We start from the raw sequence: 16,367 nt of genomic DNA on the forward strand, positions 1-16,367 counted from the left end.
ATCTTCAACTCGCTGCTGCAGATCCTGGAGGACGGTCGGCTGACCGACGCCCAGGGCCGGGTGGTGGACTTCAAGAACACCGTCATCATCATGACGACCAACCTCGGCACCCGGGACATCTCCAAGGGCATCGGGGTCGGGTTCGCCCGCGCGAACGACGCCGAGTCGAACTACGACCGGATGAAGTCCAAGGTGCAGGAGGAGCTCAAGCAGCACTTCCGGCCGGAGTTCCTCAACCGCGTCGACGACATCGTGGTCTTCCACCAGCTCACGCCCAAGGAGATCATCCGGATCGTCGACCTGATGCTCGCCCAGGTGGCCGAGCGGCTCAAGGACCGCGACATGGGCCTGGAGCTGACCCCGGCGGCCAAGCAGGTGCTGGCCGACCGCGGGTACGACCCGGTGATGGGCGCCCGTCCGCTGCGGCGCACGATCCAGCGCGAGCTGGAGGACACGCTGTCGGAGAAGATTCTGTACGGCGAGCTGCGGCCGGGCCAGGTCGTCAAGATCGACATCGAGGGCGAAGGCGACGCCGCGACGTTCACCTTCACCGGTGAGGCGAAGGCCCCGTCGGTCCCGGACTCGGCGGCCTCCATCGCCGAGGCGGTCCAGCGCTGATCCGCCTGCTGATCCGCCTGCGATAACCCGTTCCACCCGAGGGGCGCTCCGCGAGGGGCGCCCCTCGGCGTTTTCGCCGTACCCGGGTCTCCGCCTTACCCGGGTCTCCGCCGTACCCGGGTCACGGTGCGGTCACCTTCCTGCCGAGAAGGCGAGAACCGGTATCCCACCACCGGGCGTAGTACTACACTTTGTAGAGTCCGCTCGCGGTATGCCATGAGTGAGAGCGGGCGGCATGTCATCCCTGCGGCGTACCGGACAATCCGCTGCGGGGCGGACGCGCAGGGCCGGGCGCACGGAGGAAGCTCGGTCTGCCCGGGAGAGACCCCGGCGGTAGGAGGACCGGAGTCCCCACGGGGTCGGGACCCGCCCTGTGGGCGAAATGGCGGTCCGGAAGTGCACAAGCCTTGGAGGCACCTGATGCGCCTGTTGCACGACGACGGGACGCTGGTTCACCTGGCCTACAACGCGGGCGTACATCCCGCCGAGGATCTGGAGAACCTGATCGCCCACCTCACGCGCTACGCCGTGCCGGTGCGCAGGAAGCTGGGAGTCGATCGGCTGGGCGTCGGCCTGTGGCTCGCTCCCGCCGTGGCGGACCACCTCGTCTCCGATCGCATCGAGCTCGTACGGCTGCGCCGGTCGCTGGAGGAGCGCGGCCTGGAGTGCGTCAGCCTGAACGGCACCGGCGGGCGCAACCAGGAGGTCCCCGGACCCGACTGGGCCAAGCCCGAGCGCTACCGCTACACGATGTCGCTGGCGAAGATCCTCGCGTTCCTGCTGCCCGACGACGTGCAGTCGGGCAGCATCTCCACGATCCCCATCGGCTGGCGCCGCGACTGGCCCGCCGACCTGCACGCCATCGCCTCCCGCCGGCTCGAACGGCTGTCGCGTGAGTTGCGCGGCCTCTACAGCGTCACCGGCAAGATCGTCAGGGTCGGCTTCGAGCCCTGGCCGGGCTGCGTGCTGGAGACCACCGAGCAGGCCCTTGAGCGGGTCTGCGACATCGACTCCGATCACCTCGGCGTCTGCCTGGACGCCTGCCATCTGTCCTGTGGCGCCGAGGAGCCCGACGCGGCGCTGCGCGGACTGGCTCTCGCCGGGGCCCCGGTGGTCAAGCTCAGCCACGTGCACAACCACAGCCAGGAGATCCCCAGCACCCAGCCGGTGATCGCCGACACGCTCACCGCGATCCTGTCCGGAGCGGTGAACGGCACCGCGCACGTCGAGGTGGAGGCCCACGACCTGACCTCCCCCAAGGCGAAGGGGCCCGCCGCTCTGGTGGCGAAGCTCGCCGACGAGCTCGACTGGACCCGCCGTAACCTCACCGCGCTCGGCCTCAAGCTCGCCGCCTGACGGGCGCCCGAGGCGGGGCGCCGGGTAGGCCGTCTTCGACTGCCGCCCGGCGCCCGCCGAGGCGGTCAGTCGTCCCAGCCGGATGGGGGGCCGAGCGGCGCCTCGTCGCTGTCCACGAGCGTGCAGGGCGCGACGGGCCCACGGGAGATGTTCGCCCAGATCGCGGCGATCGTTTCGTCGGCGGAGACGTTGAACTCCAGCACCGCCGTCTGCCCAGGCTTGACCGCGGCCGGATCGATGCGGAACCCCGGCTCGTCGGACGGCCAGATCAGGAACGGCCTACCGTCGGCGGGGTGCTGCGCCTCCTGCCGGGACAGGAAGCTCGTGCTGCGGGGTTGAGGCGAGCATCGCTTCCCCATGGGGATGTAGTCGACGACCGCGTTCACCCCCATGCCGCGGAGTGTGGCCTCCAGCGGCTTGGGGTCCTTCGCCTGATCGATGGTGATCGTGAGCGTCCCGTCGGCGTTCCTCGACACGGCGTACGCGGGTGTCCCGCCGCTGAGAAACGCTGGGACGCCCACGGCCGCCGCGACCCCCAGGGCCAGCGCGGAGGCCAGGAGGGCGGGGCGCAGCGGGCGTCGCAGCGGGCGTCGCCGGGGGCGCCCGGCCGACGTGCGGATTTCCGACATGACGAACTCCTTAAGCAGGCGACGCCGGTCGTTCGGGAGATGTGGTTCCGCCTCGAACGGCAGCAACCCGGCCAGCGCCTCGCGCTCACCCTTGTTCATCGGCTCTCCTCCCCTACAGACCGGACCACGCTGTCGTGGTCACCCTTTACCTGTCGCCATCCGGAGTCCCGTTGCCGTTCCGCGGCGAGTTTCTCCAACTTCTTGCGCGCCCTGGACAGGCGGGATCTGACGGTCCCGACCGCGACGCCCAGCGCCTGGGCCGCCTCGGCGTGGTCGAGCCCCGACCACACGCAGAGGGCGAACACCTCCTGCTCCTGGCGGCGCAGCGAGCCGAATGCCTGCCGGATCGCGGCCAACTGCTCGGCGGCGTCGATACGGCCGACGATCTCGTCGCTGAAGTCGGGGACGGGGTGGCCTCTGGGCATCCTGGCCAGCGCGTCGTCGTACCGCCTCGCCGCCCGGCGCAGATTCCGCGCCACGTTGGTCGCGATCCCGAGCACCCATGGCCGCAGGGACCCGCCGTCGGCGTCGATCCGATACCGCAGCCGCCAGGCCTCGAGAAAGGTCAGCGACAGCACGTCCTCGGCGGCCGACCAGTCCCCGGTCAATCGGAAGGCGTGGCTGAATACCGGCCGTTCCATCTCCTCGAAGAGCGCTTCGAACGCCTCGGCATCCCCGTCACGTATCCGGGCGCGCAGTGACATGTCCACACACAAGCACTGTCCGGCCGGCCACCCTCATTCCCGCCGGCTCCTCCGGAGCGCCGAGCGGGACACCGTGCTTCGCCTTCCGGGCGGCCGGGGTCAGGAGGGCAACTGGTAGGTGCCGTCCGGGAGGACCTCGGCCAGGCGGTCGTCCAGGAGGCCGTCCAGTGCGCGCTCGCGCTGCACGTGGTCGGCCCAGACGGCGTCCAGCGCCTTCTTGGGGACCGGCCCGTGCGCCTCGCGGAGCACGGCGAGCAGGCGGCCGCGGCACTGCCGGTCGGTCCCCGCGTACGTCTGGCCCTGCCGAGCCGGGCCGTCGTGGGCCGGACGTCCGGCCAGGCGCCACGCGCACTGTGCGGTGACCGGGCAGCGCTCGCAGCGGGGCGCCCTGGCGGTGCACACCAGTGCGCCCAGCTCCATCACGGCCACGGCCCAGCGGGGCGCGCCCACCGGGGGCACCAGCGACTCGGCGAGCCGCCGTTCGGCCGCCGTGGGCGCCTTCGGCGGGTACTCCTCGCCGCGCACCGTTCTGGCCAGCACCCGCCGCACATTGGTGTCGAGCACCGCGTGGCTGCCGCCGTACGCGAAGCTGGCCACGGCCGCCGCCGTGTAGTCGCCGATCCCGGGCAGGGCCAGCAGTTCGTCGTACGTGGCCGGCACGCGGCCGCCGTGGTCGGCCGTGATGGCCCGGGCGCACGCGTGCAGGTTGAGCGCCCTGCGCGGGTAGCCGAGCCGGCCCCAGTGGCGTACGGCCTCGCCGGGGGACTCCTTCGCGAGCGCCTCGGGGGTGGGCCAGCGCTCCATCCATTCGGTCCAGACGGGCAGCACTCGGGCGACGGGCGTCTGCTGGAGCATGATCTCGCTCACCAGGATGCCCCAGGGGGTCGCGTCGGGACGCCGCCAGGGCAGATCGCGGTTGTGCTCGGCATACCAGTCGAGGATGGACTCACGCAGGGAGGCGGACACGCCCCGACTGTACCGAGAGCCGTGCCGGCGCGCGTGTGGCGCCCGATTGCGCAAAGACCCGGCGACGCTGTGATGTGGAGAAGGACAAGGTTCAGCGAGCCGTTCCCGGCTGCCCCCCAGGGCTCCCCATACTGTCCGTATGGATCCGGACACTTTCCGTGGTGACGTGGGCGTCGAGGGGGCGGACGTCTACTGGCGCCGCCGGGTGTCGGTGCTCACGGGGATGCTCGTCGTGGTGGCGGTCGTGGCATGGGCGTGCAGCAGCGCCTCCGGACGGCCGGACGAGACCGCCGCCGCCGTCAAGGCGACGCCCTCCGACCGGCTGGTCGTCTCGCTGCCCGCCGGGCTCGCCCCGAAGACGCCCGCCGTCTCCGGCGCCGGCGTCCCCGGGCAGCCGTCGCCGTCCGCCTCCGCGGGCGTCTCGCCCTCGCCCGGCAAGCCGCGGCGTCCCGGCGATCCCTGCGACGAGAAGGACCTCGTGCTGGCGCTGCAGAACGGTCAGGACGTGTACAGCAAGGATGACACGCCGTCCTTCCTGCTGACGGTGGTGAGCACGAGCAAGGTCGAATGCACGGTGGACGTCGGGCCGCGCACGCTGGAGATGCGGGTGCTGTCGGGTGGCGAGCGCGTGTGGTCGACGGCCGACTGCGTAGCGGGCGACGGCGTGGACCGGCAGTTGCTGGAGCGCGGCATCCCCTACGTCCGCTCGATCAAATGGGACCGTCACCGCTCGGGCAGCACGTGCGCCGGCAAGCGGCCGGCCGCCGACCCCGGCACGTACGTCGCGACCGCCCACTCGGGCCGGCTCAAGAGCCCGAAGATCGTCTTCCATCTGCGCTGAGAGAGGGCGTCGCGAGAGGGCGCTGAGAGGCGGACGCCGAGAGGCGTGCGGGTCCGCATGATCGATGGTCTGGCCCGCCTCCTCTCCCGCGGCCTGGCGTCGTACGTCAGCCGGCGAATCTGGTGGCACTTCGCAACTGGTCGTGTTAGTGTCATTCCAACCGATTTCATTCTGCAACCAGTTTCCGGAGGCGTGGTGGTCTACTTCCACACCCGCAGCACGGAGGTGGAGTACGACGAGGGCGGCCCGTTCGGCCAGGCCGACTACCGCTTCTGACGCAGGGCAGCGACAGAGCGCCCAGGAAAGGGCATCATGCGGCTCCTTCTCACATCCGCCGGCATCGCGAACGCGAGCATCCACGACGCGCTGGTCGACCTCCTGGGCAAGCCGATCGCCGAGTCCCACGCCCTCTGCATCCCCACCGCGGCATACGGGCACCCCCAGGGGACTCCTGTCGGCGCATGGCGTTTCATCAGTGGACAGTCCGCCCTACCCATGTGCGAGCTGGGGTGGAAGTCCGTGGGAGTGCTGGAGCTCACCGCGCTGCCCAGTATCGGTGAAGAGCGCTGGGTCCCCTGGGTCCGGGAGGCAGACGTCCTGCTGGTGAACGGCGGCGATGCGCTGTACCTGTGTCACTGGATGCGGCAGTCCGGGCTGGCGGATCTATTGCCGTCGCTGAGCGAGACGGTCTGGGCGGGACTGAGCGCCGGGAGCATGGTGATGACTCCCCATATCGGGGAGGACTTCGTCGAGTGGAAGTCGCCCTCCGGTGACGACAGCACCCTGGGTGTCGTCGACTTCTCGATCTTCCCGCACCTGGATCACGAACTCCTGCCGGAGAACACCATGGCCGAGGCGGAAAAGTGGGCGGCCGGCATCCCGAATCGGGCGTACGCGATCGACGATGAGACCGCCATCAAGGTGATCGACGGCCATGTCGAGGTCGTCTCCGAGGGGCACTGGAAGCTGTTCACCCCCTAGATCATGAGCGTCGGCGACCTCTCCGTCCTCGTGCTCGCACCGCCGTGGCCGCGCGCTCCTCAGCCGCTCCGGCAGGTCATCGAGTCGAACTGCCGCGCATCGATCAGAGGTAGCGCTCCAGGATGGACGACTCGGCGAGCCGGGACAGGCCCTCGCGGACGCTGCGCGCCCGGGTCTCGCCCACGCCGCCGACGGCCTGAAGATCGTCGGTGCTGGCCGCGAGTAGCTTCTGCAGGCCGCCGAAGTGGCTCACGAGCCGGTCGACGATCGCCCCGGGCAGGCGGGGGACCTTGGTGAGCAGCCGGAAGCCGCGTGGGCTGACCGGCGTGTCGAGCGCGTCGCCGCCGTGGTGACCCAGGATCTGCGCCACCTTCGGCAGGTCGAGCAGGTCGCCGGAGGACAGCTCGTCCAGCTCCCCCATGGCGTCGGCGTCCCCGTACGGCCGCGCGCCGAGCGAGCCGGGCGCGTAGTCGCGGATGATCTGCACACGGTCGGTCTCCACACCCGCGAACAGCTCGTCGAGCTGAAGGGACAGCAACCGCCCGTCGGTGCCGAGCTCGACGACGTATCCCTCGATCTCGCGGGCGATGCGGCGGACCATCTCCAGGCGCTGGACGACGACGGCCACGTCGCGGACCGTCACGAGGTCCTCGATCTCCAGGGCCGACAGGTTGCCGGAGACCTCGTCGAGCCGCTTCTTGTAGCGTTCGAGCGTGGCCAGGGCCTGGTTGGCCTTGGACAGGATCGCGGCCGACTCCTCCAGGACGTAGCGGATGCCGTCGAGGTAGAGCGCGATGATCCGCATCGACTTGCTGATCGCGATGACCGGGAGCGAGGTCTGCCTGGCCACCCGCTGCGCGGTGCGGTGCCGGGTGCCGGACTCGTCGGTGGGGATGGCCGGGTCGGGCACGAGGTGCACGGCGGCCCGCACGATCCTGAGGTGGGCGGTGTCGAGCACGATCGCGCCGTCCATCTTGGCCAGCTCACGCAGGCGGGTCGCGGAGAACTCGACGTCGAGTGTGAACCCGCCGGTGCAGATGTCCTCGACCGTGCGGTCGTATCCCAGGACGATCAGGCCGCCGGTGTGGCCGCGCAGGATGCGCTCCAGCCCGTCACGCAGCGCCGTCCCCGGGGCGAGCGCGGCGAGCACGGCCCTTCTTCGGTCGTCGATCGCCTTGTCGTTGTCCAGCACATGCACCCCAGTGGGCTCGCCCGGTCGTCATCCGTCGGATCGTCTTCCTACCGATCCCTTGTCGCGGCGAGATTCCGCGAGGCGCTCCGCGGACGCCCTGTGAAGCCCCTCGGGGGCGCGGGGGCGAGGCCACGGCCGACGGGGCAGGCAACAGAGTTTACCGGCGTGACGCCGTGCTCACCGGTGTGACGGCCGATCACCTGGCCGACCTCATGAGGTTGAGCGCGTCCCATACGTTCTCCACCTCCGTGACCTCGAAGCCCGGTGCGAACGGCGTCGTACGGCCGGTCGGCGAGCGGAGCGCCACGAGCCGGCCGCGGCTCTCCGACGACTCCAGGCGTGGGCCTTCCTCCTCCAGCGAGCCGGTGGGCACCAGTGCCCTGGTGAAGCCGAGCCGGGCCGCCTCGGCCAGCCGCCGCCGGACCTCCCGCACCGGCCGCAGTTCGCCGGCCAGGCCGACCTCGCCCAGCGCGACGAGCCCGGCGGGCAGGGCCTGGTCGCCGGCCGCGCTGACGACCGACAGCATCAGGGCGAGGTCGACGGCGGGGTCGGTCAGGCGGATGCCGCCCACCGTGGCCGTGAAGACGTCGCACTTGCTGATCTTGGCGTTGAGCCGCCGCTCCATGACGGCGAGCACCATCGCCACCCGGTAGGAGTCGAGACCGGACGACGTGCGGCGGGGCTGCGGGGCCTCGGTCGGGCCGACCAGGGCCTGCAACTCGGCCGGGATCGGCCGGGTGCCCTCGATGGTCACGGTGACGCAGGTGCCCGGCACCGGCTCGGGATGGCGGGAGACGAACAGCCCGCTGGGGTCGGTGATCCCGCTGATGCCGCGCTCGTGCAGGTCGAAGCAGCCCACCTCGTCGATCGGCCCGAACCGGTTCTTGATCGCGCGCACCAGGCGCAGCCGCGAGTTGCGGTCGCCCTCGAAGTGGAGCACGACGTCCACGAGGTGCTCCAGCACCCGAGGTCCGGCGATCGTGCCGTCCTTGGTGACGTGGCCGACGAGCACTGTGGACAGGGCCCGCTCCTTCGCGAGGCGGACCAGGTTGCCGGCGACCTCCCTGACCTGGGTCACGCCGCCGGGCACTCCGGTCGCGTCGGCCGAGCCGATCGTCTGGACCGAGTCGACGATGAGCAGGCTCGGCTGCACCTTGTCCACGTGCGCCACCAGGGCCGACAGGTCGGTCTCGGCGGCAAGGTAGAGCCTGTCCTCGATCGCGCCGATGCGATCGGCCCGCATGCGCACCTGGGCGGCCGACTCCTCGCCGGTGACGTAGAGGACGGTCTCGCCGCTCGCGGTGCGGGCGGCGGCCTCCAGCAGCAGCGTCGACTTCCCGATGCCCGGCTCTCCTGCCAGGAGCACGACCGCGCCCGGGACGAGGCCGCCGCCGAGCACGCGGTCGAGCTCGGGGACCCCGGTCGTCCGCGAGCTGACGGCCTCGGCCTTCACCTGGCCGATCGGGACGGCGGGGGCGGAGACCGCGCCCGGCTTGACCACGTGGACGCCCTGCCGGGCCCCGGCCTCCTCGACCGTGCCCCACGCCTGGCACTCCCCGCACCTGCCGACCCACTTGACCGTGGTCCAGCCGCACTCGCCGCACCGGTACGCCGGTTTCGCTGCCTTGCTCACGTGCGGGAGGTTACCGGCAGCCGCCGACAATCCCCTCCGGAAAGCGGCGCGGGGTGCGAACTAGACTTCCGGCCTGTCCGGCACGTAGAAGGCGGTGGTGCCGGCGACCGCGGCGGTCACCACGTCGTCCGGCGCGCCGGAGGCCCGGTACGCCGCGCCCCACAGGTCGCTGCTGAGCCTCATGAGCTCGCGTGCCTCCTCCGACTGCTCCCACGCCGCGGGGTCGTCGAGCATCTCGCCGCGCAGGTGCAGCCCGAGCCCGAGCACCGCCAGGTCCCAGCCGACGCCGGTGGCCCCCGGCCCGAACCGGTCCCAGAACTCCGGCGGCACCACGGCGACGTGCTCCAGTTCGAACACGGTGCGGCCGTCGCCCTCCGCGCTCAGCCGCACCTCGACCTCGCTGAAGCCGGGGTTCTCGCCGAACAGCCAGCTCACCCGGAGCAGCCGGGGCGGCTCGCACCGCAGGATCTCCCCGCCCGCGTTGCCCTGGAGCTGGTAGTGCCCGCCGAGCTTCAGCTCGCCGCTCACCGGAAGGAACCAGCGGCTGATCCGCTCGGAGTCGGTGCAGGCGTCCCACACGTCCTCGATCCCGGCGTCGTAGGTGCGCCGTAGCAGCACCGTACGGGCCTCGCCTTCCTGCAGGGCGCGCGTGCCGACCGCGCGGTGTACTCGGTTGATCTGGTCGATGAAGTCGCTCATGGCCGCTCTTCCTCGTCGGTTCGTCCGTCGTGGGCTGCGTGACGGGCAACGTGATGGGTCGTGTGATGAGCATCGCCGCCGTCGTGCCGCCGGCCGAGTCGCCGCTCCCGTCTGCCCCTCGCCAGTTCGGTGCCGAGCGCGTCGAGCCGCTGCTCTCCCAAGCCGCGGAACCGCTCCAGCCAGGTGTCGACCTCCCGCAGCGGCTCGGGCTCCACGGCGTACAGCCGCCGCGTGCCCTCGGCCCGTACGGACGCCAGCCCTGACTCGCGGAGCACTCGAAGGTGCTGGGAGATGGCCGGCTGTGAGATCCCGAACTCGGCGCGGATGACAGAGGTGAGCGCTCCCGACGTCTGCTCACCTTGGGAGAGCAGCTCCAGGATCCGGCGTCGCACCGGATCCCCCAGCGCGTCGAATGCGTGCACGCGCCCACTATGCCGAGAGCCGCTTATAGAAGTCAACGCTTATATATGCCGTTCAAGCGGCTCCCGGCAGACGGACGTGACTAGAAGTGGCCGGCGAGGTCGGCGAGCAGCAGGCGCTTGGGCTTGGCGCCCCTGATCTGCCGGACGATCTCGCCGTCCCGATAGAGGTTCAGCGTGGGGAAGCCCAGGACGTTGTAGCGCTGGGCGATCTCGGGGTGGTCGTCGGCATTGATCTTGGCCACGATGAGGCGGTCGCCGTACTCGGCGGCGATCTCCTCCAGGATCGGGGCGATCATCTTGCACGGCGGGCACCAGTCGGTCCAGAAGTCCACCAGCACGGGCTTGTCGCCGTGCAGCACCTGCTCGTCGAAGTTCTCCGCGGTCAGCGTGATCATGACTCTCCTCGTCGTGTCAGCAGGCAGCCGGGGCAGGCGTCGGCGAACTGGGCGGCCACCTCCGAGCGGCGGGCCAGCAGGTCGCGGATCTGCCGGTCGATCTCGGCGAGCTTGCGCCGGTAGACGGCGACCGACTCAGGGCAGGAGCCCCCGGACGAATGTCCGGACCGCAGGCAGTCCACGAACGGGCGGGCGTCCTCCAGCGTGAAGCCGACCGACATCAGCTCGCGGATCTCGCTGACGATCGGGACGTCCGACTCGTCGTACTCGCGATATCCGTTCGCCGAGCGGCGCGACCGGATGAGCCCCCGCTGCTCGTAGTACCGCACCGCCCGGGTGCTCACTCCGGCACGCCGGGCCAGCTCGCCGATCCGCATCGGCTCCTCCTCGGCTGTCCTGGGCACGACGGTAAAGCTTGACGCCGGTGACAAGGTCAAGCCCGGATTCAGAATTCCCGCCACCTCAGGACGTTCGGGTAGTCGATCTCCAGGCCCTCGGCTTCCCGCAGTGCCTCGCCGGCCACCTCAGGCGTGAACTCGATGCGCAGCACCGCCTCCATGTCGGCCCGGGAACGGAACGTCATGCGCAGGTCCAGCTCCTCGCGCCGCCAGCCCTGCCGGGACCAGAAGAGCTCCACGGCCTCGGGCGAGTACGACGGCAGCGATCGGCGGAACCAGCGGCCGAACGCCCCGCGCGAGGCGTCCACGTCCACCACGAACGCCGCGCCGCCCCGGCGCAGCACCCGCCCCAGCTCGCGCAGGCCGGGCTCGCAGCCGGGCCCGAAGAAGTACGCCCACCGCGCGATCGCCACGTCGGCCGACGCGTCGGGGAGGGGCAGCGCCTGCGCGGTGCCCGTACGCACCGAGACGTTGGCCAGCGACGCGCAGCGGGCGGCGGCCTGGGCGGCCAGGCCGCCGTGCGGCTCGACACCCACCACCCGCCCGGCGGACGCGGCGAGCGCGGACAGGTGGAAGCCGCTGCCGCAGCCGATCTCGACCACGGTCGCGCCGTCCCAGGGCCGGACGGCCCGCATCGCCGAGTCGGCCGCGCCCACGGGTCCCACGGCGAGGTTCTCCAGCTCGTAGATCTGGGGAGTGTTCCAGATGTTCGGACTCGGTACGGCCCCGCTCACGATCCGTGCCATGCGCCCCACATTAGTTGGCGACCTTGGGTAGTTGATTGTGGCGAAGCGGCGTACGGCGCGGCTGCGGCTTAGGCTGGATCCGTGAACGGGCGCATGGAGCGAACGGACGGCCACGGCCACGGGACTGGAACGTGCCCGCCGGCCGCCAGGGGAGGCTGGCCTCATGAGTGACATCCGCGTGCCCCACGGCAAGGTGGCGCTGTCGACGGCGTCGGTGTACCCGGAGCGTACGCCGGACGCCTTCGAACTGGCCGCCAGGCTCGGGTACGACGGCGTAGAGATCATGGTGGGACAGGACCCGGTCAGCCAGGACATCGAAGTCCTCCAACGGCTGCGGGACCACTACCAGATCCCGATCATGGCCGTGCACGCGCCCTGCCTGCTGGTGACCCAGCGGGTGTGGGGCCGGGACCCGTGGCTGAAGCTGCGCAGGGCCCGCGAGGCGGCCGAGCGGCTGGGCGCGCACACCGTCGTCGTCCACCCGCCCTTCCGCTGGCAGCGCGACTATGCCAAGGAGTTCGAGAAGGGCCTGGCCCGGATGCGCGAGGAGACCGACGTCGTCTTCGCGGTGGAGAACATGTTCCCGCTGCGGGCCAGAGGCAACGAGGTCGTGCCGTACGCGCCGGACTGGAACCCCCTCGACTTCGACTTCCCCGACGTGACGCTCGACCTGTCCCATACGGCGGTGTCCGGGTCCGACGCGATGGAGATGGCGACCAAACTGGGCGAGCGGCTGGCCCACCTGCATCTGGCGGACGGGGTGGGCACCACCAACAAGGACGAGCACCTGGTGCCCGGCCGGGGGTCGCAGCCCTGCGGGCCGATCCTGGAACGCCTGGCCGGGAACGGCTACCGGGGCCTGATCGTCCTGGAGATCAACACGCGCAAGGCCACGAGCCGCAGCGAACGGATCGAGGACCTGACCGAAGCGCTCGCCTTCGCGAGGCTCCACTACGCCGCCTCGTCCACGGCCTCATGAACGAGCGGATCGCGGACAGCCATCGGGTCTTCGACCGCGTCTCCCAGGAGTACGACGCGGCGAGGCCGCACTACCCGGAGGCCCTCTACGTCGCGCTGGAGAGCCTGTCGGGGGTCCGGCTCGCCGGGGCGACCGTGATCGACGTCGGAGCGGGCACGGGCATCTCGGCCCGGGGCCTGCTCGACCGCGGCGCCCGGGTGGTCGCCGTGGACCGCGGCGAGGGGATGCTGGCCCGGCTGCGCGCCCGCACGCCCTGCCCGGCCCTGCTGGCCGACGGGAACGACCTGCCCTTCCGCACGGGCGCGGCCGACCTTGTGACGTACGCCCAGTCGTGGCACTGGCTCGACCCGGTGCGGTCGGTGGCCGAGGCCGTACGCGTGACCGGGGACGGCGGCGCGGTCGCGGGCTGGTGGAACAGCGTGGATCCCGGCAAGGCGGATTGGCTGGCGGCCAACCAGGTGCGGCTCGCCGAGTCGTGCCCCGGATACATCGGGCCCGTGCTGCCAGGGTGGAGCATGCCGCCGATCGCCGCGGCCATGTCCGACGCCGGCCTCGTCGTGGCGAAGACCTGGATCGAGTGGACCAGGTCGGTGCGACTGGAGGACTTCCTGACCGATCTGCGCTCCCACTCCTACATGGCGAGGATGGAGGGTGACGTGGTGGCGGAGCTGCTCGCCCGGGAGCGCGCCGAGCTCGGCCGGGTCTTTCCCGACGGGCGAGTGACCGTCCCCATGCGCGTGTATCTCGCGGTGGGCCGCAGGGACTGAGCTGGAGCGGGGAGCGACGTGACGACGGAGGTCTCGGATGGCAGGCCGCGACCGGGGCGACGACCCGGCCGGCGTCCGGGCGCGGCGGACACCCGTGGGGAGATCCTGGCCGCGGCGCGCAGGGTCTTCGCGGAGAGGGGGTTCGACAAGGCGACGATCCGCGGCATCGCCCGGGAGGCCGGTGTCGATCCGGCTCTCGTCCACCACTACTTCGACAGCAAGGAGGGGACGTTCGTCGCGGCCATGCGGCTCCCGGTGGACCCCTCCTCGGCGCTTCCCCTCATCCTGTCGGGGCCACGTGAGGGGATCGGCGAGCGCCTCGTCCGCTTCGTCCTGACGATGACGGCGGACCCGGCGGCCAGGGAGCCGCTGCTGGGCCTGGTGCGGACGGCGATGGTGAACGAGCAGGCCGTCGGCATGATCCGGGAGTTCTTCACCACAGCCATCCTCGGCCGGGTGGCCGAGACGCTGAACGTTCCGCCGCTGCGGATACAGGCCGCCTTCGCGCAGTTGTTCGGCGTGGTGATGACGCGGTACATCCTCAGGTTCGAACCGCTGGCCTCCGCCGACATCGAGGAGATGGTCGCGCTGCTGGGCCCCACCGTGCAGCGTTACCTGGCCGAATAGATTACGGCCGCCCCTCTCGTACCCTCTTGTAGAGCTTTGTTCTAGTATCGTGCCGTCGGCGGGAAACGCAGTGACAAGCGCCACTCGCCGAGCGTGACCCAGGATAAGTTACTCATCGGTACCATTCGGGAAGCGTAGGCGTTATCCACAGGGCGGGATTCCACCGCCCCCGTGAGGGCGCCGCGTCCCTACGCTGGCCGCCGACGTTTCGATTTGGGAGGGACTCGTGCTCTGGGTAGCGATTGTGGGCCTCGTCGCGACCGCCGTGGCGGTCGCACTGGCGGGCCGTCGCGTGCTGTTCCTCTACCGGCTCGCCACCAGCGGTCAGCCGGCCCCGGAGCGGATCGAGTACGCCAAGGAACACGCGGGCGCCGAGATCAAGGCCCAGCTGGTCGAGGTCTTCGGCCAGCGCAAGCTGCTGAAGTGGACCCCGTCCGGCACCGCCCACTTCTTCGTCATGTGGGCGTTCTTCATCCTGCTGACCGTCTACATCGAGGCGTACGGCGCGGTCATCCAGGGGGCGATCACCGGGCACTCGGACTTCCACATCCCGTTGATCGGGACCTGGCCGGTGCTGGGTTTCCTGCAGGACTTCATCGCGGTCGCCTGTCTGCTCGGGCTGGTCGCGTTCACCGCCATCCGGATCAAGAACTCGCCGAAGAAGCTCGGGCGCGGCTCCCGTTTCTCCGGATCCCACCTGGGCGGGGCCTGGCTGGTCCTGTTCATGATCTTCAACATCATCTGGACGCTGTTCCTCGCCCGGGGGTCGGCGGCCGCCAACGGCACCTTCCCCTATGACTCGGGCGCCTTCGCCAGCCTGGCCATCGGGAGGATCCTGCCGCACAGCGAGCTGCTGGAGCAGATCGCCCTGCTGCTGCACATCGGCCTCATGCTGGTGTTCCTGGTCATCGTGGTGAACAGCAAACACCTGCACATCTTCACCGCGCCGCTGAACGTGCTGTTCTCCCGCCGCCCCGACGGGATGGGCCCGGCCCAGCCGATGCGCAGCAACGGCAAGGTGCTCGACTTCGAGGAGGCCGACCCCGAGGTCGAGGTGTTCGGCCGCGGCAAGATCACCGACACGTCCTGGAAGGGCTTCCTCGACTTCTACACCTGCACCGAGTGCGGCCGCTGCCAGTCCCAGTGCCCGGCCTGGAACACCGACAAGCCGCTGTCGCCCAAGATGCTCATCCTCGACCAGCGCGACCACGCCTTCGCGATCGCGCCCTACCTGCTGGCCGGGGAGAAGGAGAAGGAGAGCTTCCCCGAGGACGTGCTGGCCCTGCTCGACAAGCCGCTCGTCGGCGAGGACGGGGTCATCCACCCCGACGTGTTGTGGTCGTGCACGAACTGCGGCGCCTGCGTCGAGCAGTGCCCGGTCGACATCGAGCACATCGACCACATCCTCGACATGCGCCGCTACCAGGTGATGATCGAGTCGTCGTTCCCGTCCGAGGCGGGCGTGATGCTCAAGAACCTGGAGAACAAGGGCAACCCGTGGGGGATGCCGGAGATGAAGCGCGCCGAGTGGATCGAGGAGCTCGATTTCGAGGTTCCGATCGTCGACTCAACGATGCCCGAAGACGTCGAGTACCTCTTCTGGGTCGGCTGCGCCGGCGCGCTGGAGGACCGGGCCAAGAAGACCACCAAGGCGGTGGCGGAGCTGCTGCACATCGCCGGGGTGAAGTTCGGCGTGCTCGGCCCGATGGAGGCCTGCACCGGCGACCCGGCCCGGCGCCTGGGTATGGAGTTCCTGTTCAACATGCTCGCCCAGCAGAACATCGAGACCCTCAACGAGGCAGGGGTCAAGAAGATCGTGGCCACCTGCCCCCACTGCTTCAACACCCTGGCGAATGAGTATCCGCAGCTCGGCGGCACCTACGAGGTCGTGCACCACACCCAGCTCCTGGCGCACCTGGTCGAGGAGGGCAGACTCACCCCGATCACCCCGATCGAGGAGAAGATCACCTACCACGACCCGTGCTTCCTCGGGCGGCACAACAAGGTCTACGCCCAGCCGCGCGACATCATGGCCAAGGTGCCCGGCGTCCAGGCCCAGGAGATGCACCGCTGCAAGGAACGCGGATTCTGCTGCGGCGCCGGCGGCGCACGCATGTGGATGGAAGAGCGCATCGGAAAGCGCATCAACACCGAGCGCGTGGACGAGGCGCTGACCACCGATCCCGACACCGTCTCCACCGCCTGCCCGTTCTGCCTCGTGATGCTCGGCGACGCGATCAACGAGAAGAAGAACGCCGGTCAGGCCAAGGAGTCGCTGGAGGTCGTGGACGTCGCCCAGCTCCTGATCAAATCCATCAAGCAGGGGTAAAGCAGACTTTGCCACGATCGTGAACTTTTTGTGGAAATCGCCGGTCAAGGCGATGTAATGAACCGTGTTTCACGGAAGAGTGACA

19 protein-coding genes are annotated in these 16,367 nt (G+C 70.3%); 9 read left to right on the forward strand and 10 right to left on the reverse strand.

Features of this window, described 5'->3' with window-relative positions; genetic code table 11:
- Together FLX07_RS27885 and FLX07_RS27890 are read left to right on the forward strand one after the other, a co-directional pair.
- On the forward strand, positions 1-618 hold a 618-nt coding region (locus tag FLX07_RS27885), incomplete at its 5' end, for an AAA family ATPase (protein WP_167748416.1).
- A gap of 420 nt (positions 619-1,038) precedes the next feature.
- Positions 1,039-1,974, forward strand: coding sequence for a TIM barrel protein (locus FLX07_RS27890; protein WP_142574661.1), 936 nt, complete (start codon positions 1,039-1,041; stop codon positions 1,972-1,974).
- A 65-nt stretch (positions 1,975-2,039) separates the two neighbouring features.
- Here FLX07_RS27890 and FLX07_RS27895 read toward each other — a convergent pair whose 3' ends face one another.
- From FLX07_RS27895 to FLX07_RS27905, 3 genes are all read right to left on the reverse strand, one after another.
- Entirely contained in the window at positions 2,040-2,702 is a 663-nt protein-coding gene (locus tag FLX07_RS27895; RefSeq protein WP_142574662.1) for a hypothetical protein, read from the reverse strand.
- Positions 2,699-3,307, reverse strand: coding sequence for an RNA polymerase sigma factor (locus FLX07_RS27900; protein ID WP_142574782.1), 609 nt, complete (start codon positions 3,305-3,307; stop codon positions 2,699-2,701). The genes FLX07_RS27895 and FLX07_RS27900 overlap by 4 nt, the downstream gene beginning before the upstream one ends.
- Before the next feature lie 99 nt (positions 3,308-3,406).
- A complete protein-coding gene (locus FLX07_RS27905; protein ID WP_142574663.1) occupies positions 3,407-4,273 on the reverse strand; it encodes an HhH-GPD family protein in 867 nt (288 codons plus the stop codon).
- A 139-nt stretch (positions 4,274-4,412) separates the two neighbouring features.
- On the opposite strand from FLX07_RS27905, the gene FLX07_RS27910 reads away from it, so the two are divergent.
- The 3 genes from FLX07_RS27910 to FLX07_RS27920 are packed head-to-tail and all read left to right on the forward strand — an operon-like array spanning position 4,413 to position 6,095.
- Complete coding sequence (locus FLX07_RS27910; RefSeq protein ID WP_142574664.1) at positions 4,413-5,114, forward strand: hypothetical protein; 702 nt, start codon at positions 4,413-4,415, stop codon at positions 5,112-5,114.
- A 57-nt stretch (positions 5,115-5,171) separates the two neighbouring features.
- Positions 5,172-5,390, forward strand: coding sequence for a hypothetical protein (locus FLX07_RS27915; protein ID WP_142574665.1), 219 nt, complete (start codon positions 5,172-5,174; stop codon positions 5,388-5,390).
- A 36-nt stretch (positions 5,391-5,426) separates the two neighbouring features.
- The gene (locus FLX07_RS27920) at positions 5,427-6,095 is read left to right on the forward strand and encodes a Type 1 glutamine amidotransferase-like domain-containing protein (protein WP_142574666.1); all 669 of its coding nucleotides are present in this window, start codon (positions 5,427-5,429) and stop codon (positions 6,093-6,095) included.
- 103 nt (positions 6,096-6,198) lie between these two features.
- On the opposite strand, the gene disA is transcribed toward FLX07_RS27920, so the two are convergent.
- The 7 genes from disA to FLX07_RS27955 all read right to left on the reverse strand — a co-directional run bounded on the left by disA (position 6,199) and on the right by FLX07_RS27955 (position 11,580).
- Positions 6,199-7,287: a DNA integrity scanning diadenylate cyclase DisA gene (disA, locus tag FLX07_RS27925; RefSeq protein ID WP_229689924.1), complete on the reverse strand. Its 1,089-nt coding sequence runs from the start codon at positions 7,285-7,287 to the stop codon at positions 6,199-6,201.
- Between the two features lie 196 nt (positions 7,288-7,483).
- Positions 7,484-8,920: a DNA repair protein RadA gene (gene radA, locus FLX07_RS27930; RefSeq protein WP_142574667.1), complete on the reverse strand. Its 1,437-nt coding sequence runs from the start codon at positions 8,918-8,920 to the stop codon at positions 7,484-7,486.
- Between the two features lie 60 nt (positions 8,921-8,980).
- Positions 8,981-9,619, reverse strand: a complete 639-nt coding sequence (locus FLX07_RS27935) for an SRPBCC family protein (RefSeq protein ID WP_142574668.1) — start codon at positions 9,617-9,619, stop codon at positions 8,981-8,983.
- Positions 9,616-10,041, reverse strand: coding sequence for an ArsR/SmtB family transcription factor (locus FLX07_RS27940; protein ID WP_142574669.1), 426 nt, complete (start codon positions 10,039-10,041; stop codon positions 9,616-9,618). The genes FLX07_RS27935 and FLX07_RS27940 overlap by 4 nt, the downstream gene beginning before the upstream one ends.
- 80 nt (positions 10,042-10,121) lie before the next feature.
- Positions 10,122-10,436 carry a thioredoxin gene (gene trxA / locus FLX07_RS27945; protein WP_142574670.1) on the reverse strand — a complete coding sequence of 105 codons (315 nt, stop codon included), beginning with the start codon at positions 10,434-10,436 and terminating at the stop codon, positions 10,122-10,124.
- Positions 10,433-10,840, reverse strand: a complete 408-nt coding sequence (locus FLX07_RS27950; RefSeq protein WP_229689923.1) for a MerR family transcriptional regulator — start codon at positions 10,838-10,840, stop codon at positions 10,433-10,435. The genes trxA and FLX07_RS27950 overlap by 4 nt, the downstream gene beginning before the upstream one ends.
- 41 nt (positions 10,841-10,881) lie before the next feature.
- On the reverse strand, positions 10,882-11,580 hold the full coding sequence (locus tag FLX07_RS27955) for a class I SAM-dependent methyltransferase (RefSeq protein ID WP_142574671.1): 699 nt from the start codon (positions 11,578-11,580) through the stop codon (positions 10,882-10,884).
- A 163-nt stretch (positions 11,581-11,743) separates the two neighbouring features.
- Between FLX07_RS27955 and FLX07_RS27960 the strand changes: the two genes are divergently transcribed.
- The 4 genes from FLX07_RS27960 to FLX07_RS27975 all read left to right on the forward strand — a co-directional run bounded on the left by FLX07_RS27960 (position 11,744) and on the right by FLX07_RS27975 (position 16,282).
- Positions 11,744-12,559, forward strand: coding sequence for a sugar phosphate isomerase/epimerase family protein (locus FLX07_RS27960; protein ID WP_142574672.1), 816 nt, complete (start codon positions 11,744-11,746; stop codon positions 12,557-12,559).
- A complete protein-coding gene (locus FLX07_RS27965; RefSeq protein ID WP_142574673.1) occupies positions 12,556-13,326 on the forward strand; it encodes a class I SAM-dependent methyltransferase in 771 nt (256 codons plus the stop codon). Before FLX07_RS27960 ends, FLX07_RS27965 begins: the two co-directional genes overlap by 4 nt.
- An 18-nt stretch (positions 13,327-13,344) precedes the next feature.
- Positions 13,345-13,953: a TetR/AcrR family transcriptional regulator gene (locus FLX07_RS27970; RefSeq protein ID WP_142574674.1), complete on the forward strand. Its 609-nt coding sequence runs from the start codon at positions 13,345-13,347 to the stop codon at positions 13,951-13,953.
- A gap of 226 nt (positions 13,954-14,179) precedes the next feature.
- Positions 14,180-16,282, forward strand: a complete 2,103-nt coding sequence (locus FLX07_RS27975; RefSeq protein ID WP_142574675.1) for a (Fe-S)-binding protein — start codon at positions 14,180-14,182, stop codon at positions 16,280-16,282.
- Positions 16,283-16,367 lie beyond the last annotated feature (85 nt).

This window comes from Microbispora bryophytorum, from assembly GCF_006874465.1.
GTDB lineage: Bacteria > Actinomycetota > Actinomycetes > Streptosporangiales > Streptosporangiaceae > Microbispora > Microbispora bryophytorum.

What these genes read in the sequence shown, in the direction of transcription:
- FLX07_RS27890 (WP_142574661.1), top strand. Translation starts at nt 1,039, where the DNA reads ATGCGCCTGTTGCACGACGACGGGACGCTGGTTCACCTGGCCTACAAC.
- FLX07_RS27895 (WP_142574662.1), bottom strand. Translation starts at nt 2,702, where the DNA reads ATGAACAAGGGTGAGCGCGAGGCGCTGGCCGGGTTGCTGCCGTTCGAG.
- FLX07_RS27900 (WP_142574782.1), bottom strand. Translation starts at nt 3,307, where the DNA reads ATGTCACTGCGCGCCCGGATACGTGACGGGGATGCCGAGGCGTTCGAA.
- FLX07_RS27910 (WP_142574664.1), top strand. Translation starts at nt 4,413, where the DNA reads ATGGATCCGGACACTTTCCGTGGTGACGTGGGCGTCGAGGGGGCGGAC.
- FLX07_RS27915 (WP_142574665.1), top strand. Translation starts at nt 5,172, where the DNA reads ATGATCGATGGTCTGGCCCGCCTCCTCTCCCGCGGCCTGGCGTCGTAC.
- FLX07_RS27920 (WP_142574666.1), top strand. Translation starts at nt 5,427, where the DNA reads ATGCGGCTCCTTCTCACATCCGCCGGCATCGCGAACGCGAGCATCCAC.
- FLX07_RS27935 (WP_142574668.1), bottom strand. Translation starts at nt 9,619, where the DNA reads ATGAGCGACTTCATCGACCAGATCAACCGAGTACACCGCGCGGTCGGC.
- trxA (WP_142574670.1), bottom strand. Translation starts at nt 10,436, where the DNA reads ATGATCACGCTGACCGCGGAGAACTTCGACGAGCAGGTGCTGCACGGC.
- FLX07_RS27955 (WP_142574671.1), bottom strand. Translation starts at nt 11,580, where the DNA reads ATGGCACGGATCGTGAGCGGGGCCGTACCGAGTCCGAACATCTGGAAC.
- FLX07_RS27960 (WP_142574672.1), top strand. Translation starts at nt 11,744, where the DNA reads ATGAGTGACATCCGCGTGCCCCACGGCAAGGTGGCGCTGTCGACGGCG.
- FLX07_RS27965 (WP_142574673.1), top strand. Translation starts at nt 12,556, where the DNA reads ATGAACGAGCGGATCGCGGACAGCCATCGGGTCTTCGACCGCGTCTCC.